This window comes from Mucilaginibacter sp. SG538B (assembly GCF_013376065.1).
Lineage (GTDB): Bacteria > Bacteroidota > Bacteroidia > Sphingobacteriales > Sphingobacteriaceae > Mucilaginibacter > Mucilaginibacter rubeus.
Genome location: NZ_JABMJI010000003.1, coordinates 808,593 through 823,845 on the forward strand (window position 1 = coordinate 808,593; position 15,253 = coordinate 823,845).

A 15,253-nucleotide genomic window follows, 5' to 3' on the forward strand; every position below is an offset into this window, starting at 1 on the left:
AACAACATTAACATGATAACCAAATTAAACCATGTAAGCGTATTTGTACTTGACCAGAACAGCGCTTATGATTTTTATGTAAACAAATTAGGCTTTACCGTAAATACAGATGCTGCCATGGGGCCGGGAATGCGCTGGCTTACTGTATGTCCTCCCGGGCAGCCCGAATTGGAAATATCACTCATGGCTGTAACGGAGGGAATGATGTTCGACGCACAGTCGGCACATCAAATGCGCGAATTGGTACAGCGCGGCACCTTTGGGTTCGGGGTTTTTGAATGCAACGACCTTATAGCTACTTACGAAGAGTTAAAAGCGAAAGGCGTTGAGTTTACTAAAGCCCCCACTAAAGAGTTTTACGGCTTTGAAGCCTTATTCAAAGACGACTCGGGTAATTGGTTTTCATTGGGTGAAAAGAAAAGATAAACGCCTGCACATACGATGGCGCAAAACCACCCCAATTATGGCACAAACGACAAGGTGTAAATTTTGATTTTGCATGGAGATTTGTATTAATCAATCTTCAAAACATCATGGAAAATCAAATAACCACCACCCTCCAAACCGATGCACGTATTAACTTACTGGCAGTATTTGAGGATACTGCCAGCAACCTTTTATCAACCATTGCTTTATTCAATGAGCAACAAATTAATATTATACCACCCCACGGCGGATGGACAGCCGGACAGATAGCGGAACATGTTTTTAAATCGGCTTTACAACTTGTTCCGGTACTTACCGGCTCCGACAAACCAGCAGAAAGAGATCCGGCCGAAAAAGTCAAAATGATAAAAGACCTGTTTCTTGATTTTGAGGCTAAATTCAAATCAGCACCAAACATATTGCCATCAGACGGGCCTCACAATAAATCTGAGCTTATCGAATTATTACAAACAGTTATCATCCAGGTTAGAGAAATAATTAACTCCAAAGATCTTTATGCCATTAGTACTGATCTGGTAGTTCCTTTTTTTGGTGAGCTTACCCGGTTAGAATGGCTCTATCTTATTTGCTATCATACTCAAAAGCACATTCACCAGTTAAAAAACGTCGGGCAGTCTTTATGATTCATTTAATGATACCTGCATGTTCCTGGCTACCGAATTTACAACGTAAATAATGAGCCATAGCAAACCGATTAAAGCATACATACTAAGTATAACAAGCGATAAAGTGCTCACGGAAGCGCCTTCATCGCTTGTTTGCATAAAAAGTGTGAGTATAGACAAACCTACTCCGGCACCTAAAAAGTAAGCGGTAGTACCCAGGCTTGATGCCAACCCGTAGTGTTGTTTGGGGATGTTTTTTACAGCAAGTACCGACAAGCTTGTAAAACAGATGGTCATACCTAAACCGGATATAAAAGCAGCGGATAACAGCAGTAAAGCGAGAGAGTAACCTGTAAATACCGCGCAAATTAAAACCAGTCCCCCGGTTAACATACAACTCATACCCAACAATCCTGTTTGTTCGGTTGTTAACCGTTTCATGATGCCGGGTAGCATAAACTTAGCCACAATAGCTGATAAAAAACTAAAAGGTACCAGTAACAAGCCTGACCGTGCTGCGGTGTAATGCATATCTTTTTGCAATAATTGAGATATAATGAAAAGGTAACCGGTAAAAAATGCGCCTAATAAAATGAATACGCCATTTGCGGTAATAACTGATGACGCTTTAAAAACCGAAAGATCGATCAGCGGATTTGCACTCCGGGTTAAACGGACATATAAGAGCCTCATGCAAATAACCACGCCTATAGCACAAAGCATAATAAAAGTATATTGTTGTTTGATATCTGCAAGCTGGTGCACACCATAACTAAGCATCAGCAAACCTATCACCAATAAAATACCCGAAAACAAATCGGGGGATGGCTGCTTTTGTTCAGGAGCGTCATTAGCCAGGGACAGCCAGCCTATAACAATAATAAAAACCAGTATTGGCACGTTGATCAAAAACACCCAATGCCAGCCTAAGTAAGTGCTGATGATTCCGCCAATGGAAAGACCGCTTCCTGAACCAACCGCCGCGAATGAGCTAAAGATCCCGATAGCCTTGCTCCGCTCCAGTTCTTCGGTAAAAGTATGCGTTACTATGGAAAGTGCTGATGGCATGATCAACGCTGCTGCCAAGCCTTGTACAGCCCTCGATAAACTAAGAAACACAAAAGTACCTGATAAGCCGGCACCTAATGAAGTTACCAGGAATAATACCGCACCGGTAATAAAGACCTTCTTTGGTCCGGCAACATCAGACAGCTTCCCTCCTATAATCAGGAAACCACCGTACAATAGCACATAGAGCGTTTGAAGCCATTGAACTTGGTCGTTAGTGACCACAAACTGCTTTTGTATTGCCGGAATGGTGAGGTTAATGATGGCGATGTCAAGCGCTTCGACAAATATGGCCATAGAGGCTATGATCAGGACTTTGTTCTTTTTTTGTGCCATAATTTTGATTTTTGTCCTTTCAAAACTATGTTAATAGAAATTAACAATATTATTTATTATAATTTTGGAACATAATTAAAAATTAAAGCGCTTTAAAAGAACAAACGCCCAATTAACACACCGTTATGGCCCCACAAACAGAACAAGAAAAAGCCGGCATCCAGCTTGATGAAAAAGATTACGAAATATTACGGCTGGTTGAACGGAATGCCAAGCTTACTGTGCGGGAAATTGCCGTTAAGATCAACCTAAGCCCTACGCCCGCGCATGAACGCATTAAACGACTCGAAAAAGCGGGGGTTATTAAAAGCTATACCGCCATTTTAGATAAGCGGATGCTGAACAAACGCATCATGGTTATTTGCATGGTAACCCTACGCGAACATAGCCGCAAAGCAGGTGCTGATTTTATTAATGCTGTACTTGAATTTAATGAAGTGATAGAATGCTATAACATATCGGGCGATTTTGATTTTATGCTCAAAATTGTTTCTGAAAGTATGGATAGTTACCATTCGTTTTTTGTAAATAAACTAAGCGAAGTAAAGGGTATTGGCCACTCAAAAAGCACTTTTGTAATGGATATTATCAAAGAAACCAATCATTTGCTTTAACTTACACAATAGCAGCGTTCTCCGTCCGTTTATATGTCCGGATAATTAATCGGTTCAACACCCAGTTTTATCGATTCATTAACCCGGTATATCAAATTGTTATCTTAATTTTAAGGTCAACTAAAACGGCACTTTTATCGTAATTATTACCAACCGGGTTTATATACAGACATATATGACTGCAAAACATTTACTTTTCACTTCCAAAATTATTGGTTGTTTATTAATAACGGTTGCCTTTTTTTCCTGTAAAAAAGATAAAACCGCAGCGCCTCAAACACAAGTTAGTCCTGTTACTCTTGGTTTATATGAATACGCCAGCGGGGTAAACAAACGGATCTTTTTACCCATTACGCTGGTAGGCACAAAAGCAGTGACTTATTATACCGTGTTTGATACGGGTTCATCGGGCATGACGCTTGATGCCGCAGGTATCCTGCCTGCATCAATGATCACATCTTCAGGTATCCAGTTTACCGGGGATTCGGTGGTTGTGAACGGTATTACGGTTACTAATACCAAGGGCACAATAAGCTTTGGCGACCAGTTAAGCTCCACAAAAGAATACGGCAATTTAGCTTACGCCAATATCACCATCGGCGACGCACAGGGCAACCTTACATTAAAAAGGGTGCCATTTTTTTTATACTACAAAATAGTTGATGAAACCGGTGCGCAATTATCAGCCCATGCCAGCGATGTTTTTGGTGTTGGCCCCGGCACAAGCTATGTAACCAACCTGATTCAAAGCCCGTTAAGATCCTTTAGCACCGGCACCGGCCTTACAAGCGGGTTTAAGCTGGCCACGTTAAACAAAAGCTTATTTTCTACCAGTGGAACTTATGTAAGCAATCTGTTAACTATCGGCTTAAGCAACAGCGATCTTTCATCATCTGGATTCATCATGCACCCGCTTTCCTATTCAAACAGCGGAGGATACTCACCTAATATCCCTGCAACTATTACTTACAATGGCAAGACCATCTCCGGACAGATTTTGTTTGATACCGGAACTCCATCAACTACTGTAATTGAAGACAGGCTGGCAACCAATTCAGTAGGCAGCCTCCCTGCAAATTCGACCGTAACTATAACTACCAACAAGGGCTTTGTTTATACTTATACAACATCAAGCACCGGAAACCTAACAGAAGTGCAAAATCCCAATAATACAGGTGATTACCGTACCATTTTCAGTCTCGATTTTTTCATCAGTAATGAATACCTAACCGATTATGGCAACCACCAGATCGGGTTAAAAAACAACTAAACATTAATGCTTAAGGTCGATACCATTATCTTCAAAAACCCTACCCTCATAATTTCAACTCCTTTTTTTATCCCCTGTCACGAGATGACTTTTTCAATGTGCTACAAATTTACACCGGTGCTTTTTAAATAAATCAAAGGGAGATAAAAGTCTATTTTTTATTACAGATCTCAGTAACAGCAGTACGGCGGGTGGCAGTGTAAACTATTCCATTTACCATTTCATAGCCGGTAGAAACGCTTTGCGAATAGCGTTTTAAAATAACCCCGGTGTTGTTATCTATGAGTATTGATCCGTTTATCCGGCTATTTAAGCTACCGCCTAAAACCGAAGTTTTATAGGTAACAACAGTAGTTGTGCTGCTTATAGCATAAACTGTATAGTTGGTTTCGGCCGATGAACTAGTAACCTTCCATGAATAGCCCTTTTTTAGTGTGATGTTAACAGGAAAATCAACCATTAACTGTAGTGTGGTCCCTGGCGACAGCCGTTCGGGCTGGATACCGGCAAAGGATAAAAGTGTATCATTGGCAACAACCGGCCGTTTTAAATTCAGGACCTCGCCTTTGTTGTTTACTGAAACTATCGATTGATTATTGAACATCTTTTGCAAACCAACCTGGATAACAGAATTTGGGTCGGCAGGTTTACCTGAGTTATATACCAGGTTTTGGTTCATTGCATTTATGGTATCGATAAGCTTATCAGTAGTAATAGTAAAAGAGGCCCCCTTTTCAGAAGCATCGGTTACCTTGTAGGTTTTAACAACTATTGAAACCGAACCAACACGTAAAGTTTGGCTGCCGCGCTGTAAAACACAATTTGACTTTGTATTTACCTGCCTTTGAAACTCATCTCCCTGTTTAAATCTGCCCTGGGCATAGGTAACACCGCTCGCAAAAGCTAATATTATAACAAATATATGTTTTAACTCAATTGGAGTACTTTTCATTTTGGTATTCTTGTTATAATGCCTTTAATAATTTGACATTATGTCACAGTTAGTGTTTTTTCCTGCTTGATTGGGGTTTGCCTTTTAACTTATCATCCTTCGTTCCCGCGGGCGATATCATTTTAAAGCTCTCGCTTTCGGGAATTTCCGGGATAGACCAGGGTGTAAGATTTTCGGAAGGCTGTAAAAGCGGTACCGAACTTGTTATATCGGGCATTATCGGAATGGGGCCTTTTATAATATTTACCTGGCCTGATACGGTTGGCTCAACAGGCGCTGGCGGCAATTCCGGCGATTCTGGCAAAGGGAGGTCCATAACAGCTGAAAACTGAAGGTCCTGCATTGTTTGCTTTGGCAAATGCGGAGCCTCGGGCGCTTCAGGCGATGGAATTTCAGGTAACCCCGCAGTTGAACCATTAACATCGGGTTGGTCGGGTGCATCAACCACAGGCGGTGTTGAGCCAACTGCAGCCAGCACAGGCATTTGAGTTGCTGAAACAAAGGGCTGAGCAACTACCGGGATATCCGTAAGCGTAAGTACAATCGGCTTACCCGCTGAACCATTGCCTTGAGTGTTTCCTTTGGTAATTGTACCAGGCGTTAATGGCGGCGGCACGTTCCAGTCCGACTGATTATTGCGGCTCTGGGCCATAGTATTACTTAAGCCCCCCCAGGCAACTAATAACCAACAAATAAAGCATGGCATTAAGCTGTTGAGTCGCCGGTTTCTCTTCTTTTTTTGGACGATGTATGACATTTCCATTTAATTATCTTTATGCAGAAAGCGATTGCTTTCAATACAGTCAGTCAGTTTTATTTGGTGAATAATAGCTTATTAATTTAATTTTTATTGATTGTTAATGAGCAATAATGATTTTAGGTATAGGTTAGAATTATATTGCAAAATCATTATTAAAGTTAATCCTTTTTATCGATTACGGCACACGGCTTTCCAATATATGCTATCTGTATAATACTAAATAGTGTTTCTACATGATATACTTACCTCCAATATTTCATCTGTAAAAATAAGCTTTATGGTGTTACTCCAAAATACCAACTGCTTTGTATTGTGTGAATTTCGGCCTCTCCATAAAATTGTACTGTCAAGCACGATGGTGAAATAATATAAAACAAAGCCATAATGGTTTTGACCAAATTAATTCATCGCGTTTCATCTAAATTAAAAAAACCATGGAAAGTACTTTAAATTACCTCGCGGGCTTTGTTTCCCTAACTTTTATGGGATTATCGGCTATGTATAAATTTAAGCTCGACAAATTGCAGGGAACAGGCAAAATACCCAACATTATCAGTGCCAGGCAACGGCAAATTATGTTTTTCGTGTTAGCCGTATTATCTGCTTTAATAATATTCATCTCCAGATTTTAAAAACACATTAACCGGTAACAACCCCAAGCCCAACGGCTTTTGCTGATAAATATCAAATTGCTATCTTTAACCGGGACCAAAAACCCGGACATGAAATACCCTTTGTTTTTTCTGCTTATTTTGGCGGTAATTCCGTGTTGCGGTCAAAATATTGACAGTTTAGAAAAGGTTGTTTTCAGCAAATCACCCATACAAAAACGCTTAACCGCCGCTACTCAGATTGCCAACTATCCGGCTGAAAAAAATCCGACTAAAATCATTATAGTTGCAAAAGAAGGATTGAACCTTGCACATAAGCTAAACAATAAAAAAGCAATTACTTTACTATCGCAAACTTTAGGAGAAGCTTATTTCCAAACTAACCAATATGATTCCGCATCATATTATTACAACCTTGCCGCGGTTGCACTCAACAAAATAAATCAACAGTACATTTTAACCGATGGTTACTACAGGTTAGCGAAAGCGTATGTAAAATTAAAAAATCATAAAAAAGCGCTTGAATTTTGCATGCTGGCAATTTCGTATGCCCCAAAAACCGGCGACCGTACAGAATTGATAGAAGCTTTAAACCTGGCCGCAACGTTATATGAGGCAAAAAACAATTACCGGGAGGCCTTAAATTACTCCAGGCAGGCTTTCGACATAAACGACTCTTTAAACCTTGCCCGGCAAACAAATGAAAACACCTCTGAAGCCTACAGCCATAAATTTATGGGGGATGTTATGGGAAGTATTAAACCAAACGATTCAGAGCAGGAAATTTTAAAAATCATCGATGTCAAAAAATCATTAAATGATACCCTTGCGCTTTCAATTAACTATTTTAACCTTGGCGTATTGTATAAAAACAAACGGTTATATCTACAATCTCTCGATGCATTAAAAAACAGCCTTCAGTTTGCCACACAAATAAATTATGCAGATATGCAAAGAAGCGCCACAAATGAAATAGCTGATTTGTATGAGCAATTGGGCGACTATAAGCAATCGCTGATTTACTTAAAAAGGCATGCAGCAATTAAAACCTCAGGCAACAGCACCATTGATGAACTACAGGCAAAATACGAAATAAAACAACGTGAAGATCAGGTACTGCAACAACAATTTGAAATAACAAAGCGTAATTACTGGATGGCGGGTATCTGTGTTTTTATACTTTTAATGTTCTTTACAGGCTTTTTTTACTATAAACAAAACAAGCTAAAACAGCGCAATATGGCTATGCAGGCTATAATTGCAGCTGAAGAAAGTGAAAGGCAAAGAATTGCCAGGGATTTACATGATAGTGTGAGCCAAATAATATCGGCGGCAAAAATAAACCTGTCAGTTATAGGCAGTGAATTAGCTTTCATAAATGAAGAGCAAAGAACCCGTTTTGAAAAAGCAATTAACCTTGTTGATTATGGATTTAAAGAGGTAAGAACGATATCACACAATATGATGCCCTGGACACTTCATAAAACAGGGTTAGCACAAGTAATTAAACAATTTATTGAGAATATCAAGAACAATAATATTGCAATAAACTTTTTTTGCCAGGGATTTGATTCGCCGTTTGACGATACCATCGAGATCATTTTATACCGGGTATTACAGGAAAGTGTAAACAATGTAATGAAGCACGCTCATGCCGACAGGGTTGACATTTCACTTATAAGAAGTGATGAAAACATCAGCCTCACTATTGAAGATAATGGCATAGGTTTTGACGCAACCAATCCTGATATTTTTAAAGGCATGGGCTTAAACAATCTAATGTCGCGGATAAATTTTTTAAAAGGCATGGTTGAATTTGATTCGCATCCTAACAGGGGCACACTTGTTTCTATTTATATCCCACTCACCAATAAACCTTTATAAGTTATATTGCATGATAAACCGGTTAAGCTCAACCGGATTTTTCAGATTAAGCTTTTGCATAATATTTTTACGGTGTGTTTCAACAGTATAAATACTTAAGTGAAGATGATCGGCCATTTGCTGGTTGGTAAAATTCTGTTTTATAAATTGTAAAAGTTCAGTTTCCCGCTTAGTAAGCTGGAACTGCTTTAAAAAAGGATCTGGTTCATTAGGCATGGAATTAACAACCGGCTGCTTGCAGGGAAAACACAGTTGCCCTTGCGCTACGGAGCGCATTACCTGTAATAGTTCCGCCTTTTCGGCATTTTTGAACAAGTAGCCGTTAGCTCCTTCAGCTTTTGCTTTTTCAATCAGGTGCTCCTCATTGTATGTAGAAAGCATGATTACCTTAATTTTAGGATAGTAGTCCTTTATGCGCTTAAGTACGTCAAACCCGTTCATACCCGGCATATTGATATCAAGCAATACCAGATTGGGCGTTTTGGTGTGTAACAAATGCAATAACTCCTTACCGTTTGCTGCAATACTTATTACCTCTATATCCGGCTCTCCCTGCAACAACATGTGTAAACCGTTTATAAATAAAGTATGGTCATCTGCTATTATTACTGATAATTTTTCCACGGTGCTTTCCATATAATAAATTCACTGTAAATCTATATTTTATCTTTATTTCATAAAATACCAACTGATTTGTATTGTGCATCCCAGCCTCTGTTCATAAAATTGTTCTACCGAAACAAACTTAAATAAATGAAAAGCCATCGCACATCTTATTTATATGAATTACGCTTACCCGGTTACTGTATCCAATATATACCGAAATCTATTAACAGAAAAAGTGATGGAATACTTTATTAGCACATTTATAATAATGCTGATTTGTATAATCGCATTATTGCAGGATAAATCTTATGACAACGGGATAGTTTTACCAAGGCCTCAGAGCAAACTTCCAGACCGAAGAGAGTACCGGCTACTTAAATATAACAAAGCCCCTCACTTTGTTTCGGGGATATCCCCTCAATTACCTGTTAGTGAATATGAACCTCAAACAGATGCATTAGCGACATCATCAACAGCCAGGCTCGTCTATCCTTCAAATTTTAACGGGACAACAGTATTACAACCAAAGCCTAACCCAACTATGCAATCAAATACTGAAAAAGATACAAATGTCGCAGACGCTTTTTGCTCACAATGCAATTTAAGCTTCTTTGCTCCTGCCTGCAACTATTACAAACAATCCTTTAAGGTTGCATAACCGGCAGATGACAACTTCATGGCAACGGATATTTGCTACCTGACAATTAATGAAGTAATTAAGCTGCATTGAAGTGCTAAGTGCCGCCCCCATTTTTAGTAAACCACAAAAATTCGATTAATTGGGGTACAATCAAAATACCTTGCTATCACAGTTTGACAATTAAATTCCTTTTAAAACATTTTATTTAAAAACAGAATCCGACAAAAAATAATAATATATACAGAATACAAAATCACTAAAAACCTAACAGTCAATTAATTAAATATCCACAAAGGCAATTCGGGTATTACAAGCAAAAGCTTTCACCAATTATTTTTTTAATATTCAGCCATTTGTCACTTTCTTTTTACAAAAAATATTATTATTTTTAAAAAGTAAACTAAAACGTTTTTCTCAAATGTATATTTAGTTTTTAAATTAAAAAAAAGAACACGCTTTTTCAATTATTACTTACATATCTCATTAATATTGACTTTATAAAGTAATATTTCACGTCATTTTCCATAAACATCGTGGCAGCCGCCTCAAAAATTAAAATTCATATAGATTTTATATGAATTTCATATGAAGAATTCAAAAAAAACCACATTTCACTTATTTTGCATTAACGTTTTATCAATTTTTTTATAAATATTTTAATATATGCAAAAAACTTTAAAATTTTTTTAACTTTTTTTTCATTTTATTACAAAAATTGTAGTTTTGGATATTAACTAAAACTGATTTTTTAACAATGAAAAAACTCCTACTCGCAAGCTGGTGTTTGTTCATGCTATTTATTAGTGTGGTACATGCACAAAACAAAACGGTTACCGGCCGGGTAACTTCAAAAGACGATGGACTACCGCTGCCAGGCGTGTCCGTAAGAGTTGTAGGTACCACGCTCGGTACACAAACAAATGCAGATGGTAAATTTTCTTTATCTGTTCCTGCCTCTGCAAAATCTTTAGGCTTTAGCTTTATTGGTTTTACATCTCAAACTGTTGAAATAGGTTCGGCTCCCTTAGATGTAAAATTATCAAGCAGCGCTAACAAATTATCAGAGGTTGTTATCTCTGGTGCTTACGGAACAAAGCAATCATCACGTTCTGCATCATATGCGGCGCAAGTTGTAAAGTCCGAAGAATTGAACACTATTAGGCAGCCCAACATTAACAATGCCTTAGCTGGTAAAGTAGCCGGTATACAAGTTCGCAGTCAATCAGCTGCCGCCCTGGGCCGTAGTACCAATATTAGACTACGCGGTGCTGTTGGTTTTGGGAGCGGTAACAATCCGCTTTATGTAGTTGACGGCACTATTTTACCTAACTCAGATGATCTTAACCCTGATGATATGGAATCGGTGAGCGTACTGGAAGGTCCTGCCGCTTCAGCACAATTTGGTTCACAGGGAGCATTTGGCGCTATCGTTATGACCACCAAGAAAGGAAAAAAAGGTCGTGGCATTGGACTGGAAGTTAACATAGGAGCCAACTTTGACAAGGCTTACATCATGCCTAACTACCAAAACACTTATGGAGGTGGTGCATCTGCCGATTTTATCCAGTATCACTGGAAAGATGGCGATCCGGAGGGCTGGAAAGCGTTAGATGGTAAATACTATCCGGACTATACAGATGATAGCAGTTGGGGCCCCAAAATGGTTGGTCAGGAATATATTCCATGGTATGCATGGGCAGCCGGCACCAAATACTCGTTCAAAACCGCGAAATGGCTACCACAACCAGATAATGCGAAAGACTTCTTTCAAACCGGTGTAAGCTTGAACAATAGTATTGCATTTAGCAAAGCTGGGGATGACTACAACATCAGGATGTCATACAATAACCAAAATGTACGCGGTATAGTGCCTGAGACCAAGCTAACTAAAAACATATTTAACTTAAATGTTAACTATGACCTTAACAAACATTTTAGTGTAGGCGCAAATATTAATTTTGTAGGCACACAGCTAAATGGCCAGATCAGTGACGCTTATGCAAGCGCGACCAGCGGATCATTTAACTCCTGGTTCCACCGTGATTTGGATATGGGCATCATGAAAGAATTACAGGACCTGAAATCACCTGATGGAACCTATGTAAGCTGGAATCACCAAAACCCTAATTCTTACGATGCTTCAAACCCATCGCAGTTTTATGCCGGCAACTATTGGTATAACCCATATTTATGGCAAAAACAATGGCAAAACCTCAATCAGCGTGACCGTTTCTACGGACTTATCTATTTCCAGTATAACATCATAAAAGACCTGAGTTTTAAAGTTACCTACCGCCGTAACCAAACCAATACCTGGAACGAAGGAAGGATCTCTTCAGAAATTCAGGCCAGTGGTACCCAAACCGGTCAAAAAGCCGCTTATGGCACTTCCAACACATATTCAAACCGCGAAAACTACGAAACCTTACTAAGCTATAATAAGCAGATAAAAGATTTTCACATTAACGCAAATGCAGGTTCAGATATCTATAATTGGAGTTATAAAGATGTTTCGGGCAGTACCCAAAATGGGCTAAGTGTGCCGGATCTTTATACTTTATCAAACTCGGTAGATCCTATCGCATACGGTAACGGCCGTACGCAGGAACAATACCGCGCTTTATTTGGCAAAGTTTCGCTGGGTTACAAAGCAATAGTATATGTTGACGGAACATTACGTAACGACTGGTATTCTACCTTATCTTCAGCCAACGGCGCCAACTCTGTATTATCAAAATCATTCGGTAGTTCATTTGTGTTCAGCGAATTGCTTCCCGAATTTAAAGACTGGTTAAGCTTTGGTAAGGTAAGGGCATCATGGGGCCAGATCCCGCGTGCCTTAAGTAATGGTACTGAAACATTTGGCGCTTACGTAAATAACACTGTTTATAACGTAGCAGGCAGTAAATTCAATGGCTACCTTTTAGAAGCCGGGCCAAATAACTTTGTTGATCCAAACTTACATGGAAGCACAACAGAAACAACTGAAGTTGGCTTTAACCTTGGCTTTTTTAACGACAGGCTGAACTTAGGGGCTACCTATTATGCGGCAAAAGACAAGGATTTTCCTACTTCTCTAAGTGTAAATGCTGCCAGCGGCGTATCATTCATTCAAACCAACGTAGGTTCGATCAAGAGAAAAGGCCTTGAATTAATGGCAGGCGGTACCCCTATAAAACTACCAAATTTCAGTTGGACTATTAATGCAAATTTCGCTCAGCTGATAGATAATACGGTAGTAGAGATCAGTGATAAATATGGCGTTAACCGGGTAAATGTTGCAGGTGTTTGGGGTTCAGACATGCCTTTGCTCATCAATCAAAAGGGTAAATGGTGGGGACAAATCTATGGTAACGGTATCAAACGTAATTCTAAGGGAGTTCCAATCCTTACTTCGTCAGGCATGTATATAAACGATCCTAACGTGTATTTCGGAAGCGCGCTACCAAAATATACAGGCGGTTTGCAAAACTCATTTAGCCTATTTAAAGATTTTGTCCTTAATGTTAATATCGACTATCAGTTTGGCGGTAAATTCGTGTCCCTTTCAAACAGGTGGGGCCAGTACAGCGGTTTAACTGCCAATACCGCAGCGCTTAATGATAAGGGCTTATCGGTACGTGACCCTGTTGCTGACGGTGGCGGTGTTAAAGTTAGCGGTGTTGATGCTAACAACAATCCGGTTACATACTATGTTGACGCGAAAGCATATTACCAGGGCTTAACCAACAACAAAACTTACGACCCGTATATCTATGACCTTACTTTTATTAAACTTCGTGAGATAGCGTTTGGTTACAACCTTCCTATCAAAAAATGGGGTTTAGGTAAAGCGTTGCAGTCTGCAAGATTTGAACTAACCGGCCGCAACTTATGGCTGATGTACGCAAAATCTAAAGATTTCGATCCTTCAGAGATTACCGCAACAGAAGGTGAAACAGCGCAATACCCCGGCACGAGGGGCATTGGTTTTAACCTGAGAGTAACATTCTAAGATTAACGGATATCAGAGAGAAAAAAAATGAAAAAGATATATTTATATACCATATCAAGCGCGCTTATTTTCTTAGGTGCCGGCTGTAATAAAATTAAAGACTTCGGTGATGTTAATAACAACCCCGGAGCAACAGTAACACCAATTCCATCGGCTCTATTATCGGCTGTGGAAGCAGGACTTGGGGGGTACGCCTCCACCGGAACAGAAGCCATCAGCGGCGGTCAATATGCACAGTATTTTACCGAAACGCAATATTCTGGTACCTCTCTTTATAATTTACCACAAAACTCATTTACCGGCAACTATGGAGGTAACTTAAATAACCTGCAGATCATTGTTAGGTTAAACCCTAATAAAAACATGGTAAACGTAGCTAAGATCCTTCAGCAATACATCTTTTGGGTTGTTACTGATTCATGGGGAGATGTACCTTACAGTGAAGCATTACAGGGTTCAGCGAACATATTGCCCAAATATGATACCCAAGAGGATATTTACAAAGGCATGCTCACCACTTTAACAACTGCTATAAACTCGTTTGATTCATCACCTATATCAGGCGACTTGATCTATGGTGGCGATGTAGCCTCATGGAAAAGAATGGCAAATTCACTCAAATTACTCATTGCCGTTCAGATGTCGAAAGTTTCAAGTGTAGCAAGTTTAGCTTCAGCGGCCGCGAAAGAGGCCGTTGCATCGGGAGTTATAATCGGTAAAGATCAAAACTTCGTAATTAAATATCCGGGAAGTTCATACAAAAGTCCTTGGTGGAACCTGTATAACGGCAGAAAAGATTTTGCTGAATCAAAAACACTAACTGATTACACAGCAAGTACAAACGATGCCCGTCAGGCGGCGTTTGGAGGCGAAAGCGAACAACCAGGTAATCTTAATACATCAAGTGTTGGAGTACCTTATGGTTTAGCACGCTTAGCGGTAACCGCATTTACCGATGCTAACCCAAAATGGGCGCGTGTATTGCGTGGTGACTTCAGGCTTGAAACCGGAACCGTTGTATTGATCAGCGCAGCTGAAACGTGGTTAGCAAGAGCTGAAGCAGCTAATTTAGGCTGGGTCAGTGAAAGCGTTAGCGACGATTTCCACAAGGGTTTAACCGAATCGTTTGCGCAGTGGGGCGTTGGTAGTGTTCCTGAATCTTTCGAAAGTCAGTTTAAGATAACAGCTGGTCCGAGCATCGACAATATCAAAAACCTGTCAATTCAACGTTGGGTGGCAAGTTATCCTGATGGCCATATGGCTTGGAATATATGGCGAAAATCAGACTATCCGAAACTTACTCCTGCCCCTGATGCAACAAACGCTTCCAAGCAAATTGTTCGCCGATTCGTGTATTCTACAACTGAATACAGTACAAACAGTGCAAGTGTAAACGCCGCGGTAGCAAGATTATCAGGAGGTGACACTCAGGATTCACGTGTTTGGTGGGACGTTAAATAATTAAT

Annotated in this window: 13 protein-coding genes; 9 read left to right on the top strand and 4 right to left on the bottom strand. The window is 39.6% G+C overall.

Translation table 11 applies throughout. The annotated features are described in order from the left end of the window. Nucleotides 1-12: 12 nt before the first annotated feature. Nucleotides 13-426: a VOC family protein gene (locus FHW88_RS19390; protein ID WP_090526737.1), complete on the top strand. Its 414-nt coding sequence runs from the start codon at nucleotides 13-15 to the stop codon at nucleotides 424-426. Between the two features lie 107 nt (nucleotides 427-533). Continuing rightward, nucleotides 534-1,070 (top strand): DinB family protein, encoded by a 537-nt coding sequence (locus FHW88_RS19395; protein ID WP_090526735.1) that lies wholly within the window; start codon nucleotides 534-536, stop codon nucleotides 1,068-1,070. Here FHW88_RS19395 and FHW88_RS19400 read toward each other — a convergent pair. Next, nucleotides 1,065-2,456, bottom strand: coding sequence for an MFS transporter (locus FHW88_RS19400; RefSeq protein ID WP_090526733.1), 1,392 nt, complete (start codon nucleotides 2,454-2,456; stop codon nucleotides 1,065-1,067). The genes FHW88_RS19395 and FHW88_RS19400 overlap by 6 nt on opposite strands. A 125-nt stretch (nucleotides 2,457-2,581) precedes the next feature. On the opposite strand from FHW88_RS19400, the gene FHW88_RS19405 reads away from it, so the two are divergent. Then, on the top strand, nucleotides 2,582-3,070 hold the full coding sequence (locus tag FHW88_RS19405) for an Lrp/AsnC family transcriptional regulator (RefSeq protein WP_176627567.1): 489 nt from the start codon (nucleotides 2,582-2,584) through the stop codon (nucleotides 3,068-3,070). Nucleotides 3,071-3,245: 175 nt separating this feature from the next. Continuing rightward, a complete protein-coding gene (locus FHW88_RS19410) occupies nucleotides 3,246-4,340 on the top strand; it encodes a hypothetical protein (protein ID WP_176627568.1) in 1,095 nt (364 codons plus the stop codon). A 151-nt stretch (nucleotides 4,341-4,491) separates the two neighbouring features. Here the strand turns inward: FHW88_RS19410 and FHW88_RS19415 are convergent, their stop codons facing one another. Both FHW88_RS19415 and FHW88_RS19420 read right to left on the bottom strand, forming a co-directional pair. Next, a complete protein-coding gene (locus tag FHW88_RS19415; protein WP_176627569.1) occupies nucleotides 4,492-5,292 on the bottom strand; it encodes a hypothetical protein in 801 nt (266 codons plus the stop codon). A 49-nt stretch (nucleotides 5,293-5,341) separates the two neighbouring features. Beyond that, on the bottom strand, nucleotides 5,342-5,944 hold the full coding sequence (locus FHW88_RS19420; RefSeq protein WP_176627570.1) for a hypothetical protein: 603 nt from the start codon (nucleotides 5,942-5,944) through the stop codon (nucleotides 5,342-5,344). Nucleotides 5,945-6,486: 542 nt separating this feature from the next. On the opposite strand from FHW88_RS19420, the gene FHW88_RS19425 reads away from it, so the two are divergent. Then, a complete protein-coding gene (locus FHW88_RS19425) occupies nucleotides 6,487-6,684 on the top strand; it encodes a hypothetical protein (RefSeq protein ID WP_090526723.1) in 198 nt (65 codons plus the stop codon). Nucleotides 6,685-6,774: 90 nt separating this feature from the next. Continuing rightward, entirely contained in the window at nucleotides 6,775-8,547 is a 1,773-nt protein-coding gene (locus tag FHW88_RS19430; protein WP_139159964.1) for a sensor histidine kinase, read from the top strand. Here FHW88_RS19430 and FHW88_RS19435 read toward each other — a convergent pair. Then, the gene (locus tag FHW88_RS19435; protein ID WP_176627571.1) at nucleotides 8,542-9,183 is read right to left on the bottom strand and encodes a response regulator transcription factor; all 642 of its coding nucleotides are present in this window, start codon (nucleotides 9,181-9,183) and stop codon (nucleotides 8,542-8,544) included. The genes FHW88_RS19430 and FHW88_RS19435 overlap by 6 nt on opposite strands. A 208-nt stretch (nucleotides 9,184-9,391) precedes the next feature. Between FHW88_RS19435 and FHW88_RS19440 the strand changes: the two genes are divergently transcribed. The 3 genes from FHW88_RS19440 (at nucleotide 9,392) to FHW88_RS19450 (ending at nucleotide 15,248) form a co-directional block, all read left to right on the top strand. Next, nucleotides 9,392-9,811 carry a hypothetical protein gene (locus tag FHW88_RS19440; RefSeq protein ID WP_176627572.1) on the top strand — a complete coding sequence of 140 codons (420 nt, stop codon included), beginning with the start codon at nucleotides 9,392-9,394 and terminating at the stop codon, nucleotides 9,809-9,811. Nucleotides 9,812-10,547: 736 nt separating this feature from the next. Beyond that, the gene (locus FHW88_RS19445; RefSeq protein WP_176627573.1) at nucleotides 10,548-13,787 is read left to right on the top strand and encodes a SusC/RagA family TonB-linked outer membrane protein; all 3,240 of its coding nucleotides are present in this window, start codon (nucleotides 10,548-10,550) and stop codon (nucleotides 13,785-13,787) included. A gap of 27 nt (nucleotides 13,788-13,814) precedes the next feature. Further along, nucleotides 13,815-15,248 (top strand): SusD/RagB family nutrient-binding outer membrane lipoprotein, encoded by a 1,434-nt coding sequence (locus FHW88_RS19450; protein ID WP_176627574.1) that lies wholly within the window; start codon nucleotides 13,815-13,817, stop codon nucleotides 15,246-15,248. The last annotated feature ends 5 nt before the right edge of the window (nucleotides 15,249-15,253 follow it).

Excerpts from the sequence above, each read along its gene's own strand:
- FHW88_RS19390 (WP_090526737.1), top strand. The coding sequence starts at position 13 with ATGATAACCAAATTAAACCATGTAAGCGTATTTGTACTTGACCAGAAC.
- FHW88_RS19395 (WP_090526735.1), top strand. The coding sequence starts at position 534 with ATGGAAAATCAAATAACCACCACCCTCCAAACCGATGCACGTATTAAC.
- FHW88_RS19400 (WP_090526733.1), bottom strand. The coding sequence starts at position 2,456 with ATGGCACAAAAAAAGAACAAAGTCCTGATCATAGCCTCTATGGCCATA.
- FHW88_RS19405 (WP_176627567.1), top strand. The coding sequence starts at position 2,582 with ATGGCCCCACAAACAGAACAAGAAAAAGCCGGCATCCAGCTTGATGAA.
- FHW88_RS19410 (WP_176627568.1), top strand. The coding sequence starts at position 3,246 with ATGACTGCAAAACATTTACTTTTCACTTCCAAAATTATTGGTTGTTTA.
- FHW88_RS19415 (WP_176627569.1), bottom strand. The coding sequence starts at position 5,292 with ATGAAAAGTACTCCAATTGAGTTAAAACATATATTTGTTATAATATTA.
- FHW88_RS19420 (WP_176627570.1), bottom strand. The coding sequence starts at position 5,944 with ATGGCCCAGAGCCGCAATAATCAGTCGGACTGGAACGTGCCGCCGCCA.
- FHW88_RS19425 (WP_090526723.1), top strand. The coding sequence starts at position 6,487 with ATGGAAAGTACTTTAAATTACCTCGCGGGCTTTGTTTCCCTAACTTTT.
- FHW88_RS19430 (WP_139159964.1), top strand. The coding sequence starts at position 6,775 with ATGAAATACCCTTTGTTTTTTCTGCTTATTTTGGCGGTAATTCCGTGT.
- FHW88_RS19435 (WP_176627571.1), bottom strand. The coding sequence starts at position 9,183 with ATGGAAAGCACCGTGGAAAAATTATCAGTAATAATAGCAGATGACCAT.
- FHW88_RS19440 (WP_176627572.1), top strand. The coding sequence starts at position 9,392 with ATGGAATACTTTATTAGCACATTTATAATAATGCTGATTTGTATAATC.
- FHW88_RS19445 (WP_176627573.1), top strand. The coding sequence starts at position 10,548 with ATGAAAAAACTCCTACTCGCAAGCTGGTGTTTGTTCATGCTATTTATT.
- FHW88_RS19450 (WP_176627574.1), top strand. The coding sequence starts at position 13,815 with ATGAAAAAGATATATTTATATACCATATCAAGCGCGCTTATTTTCTTA.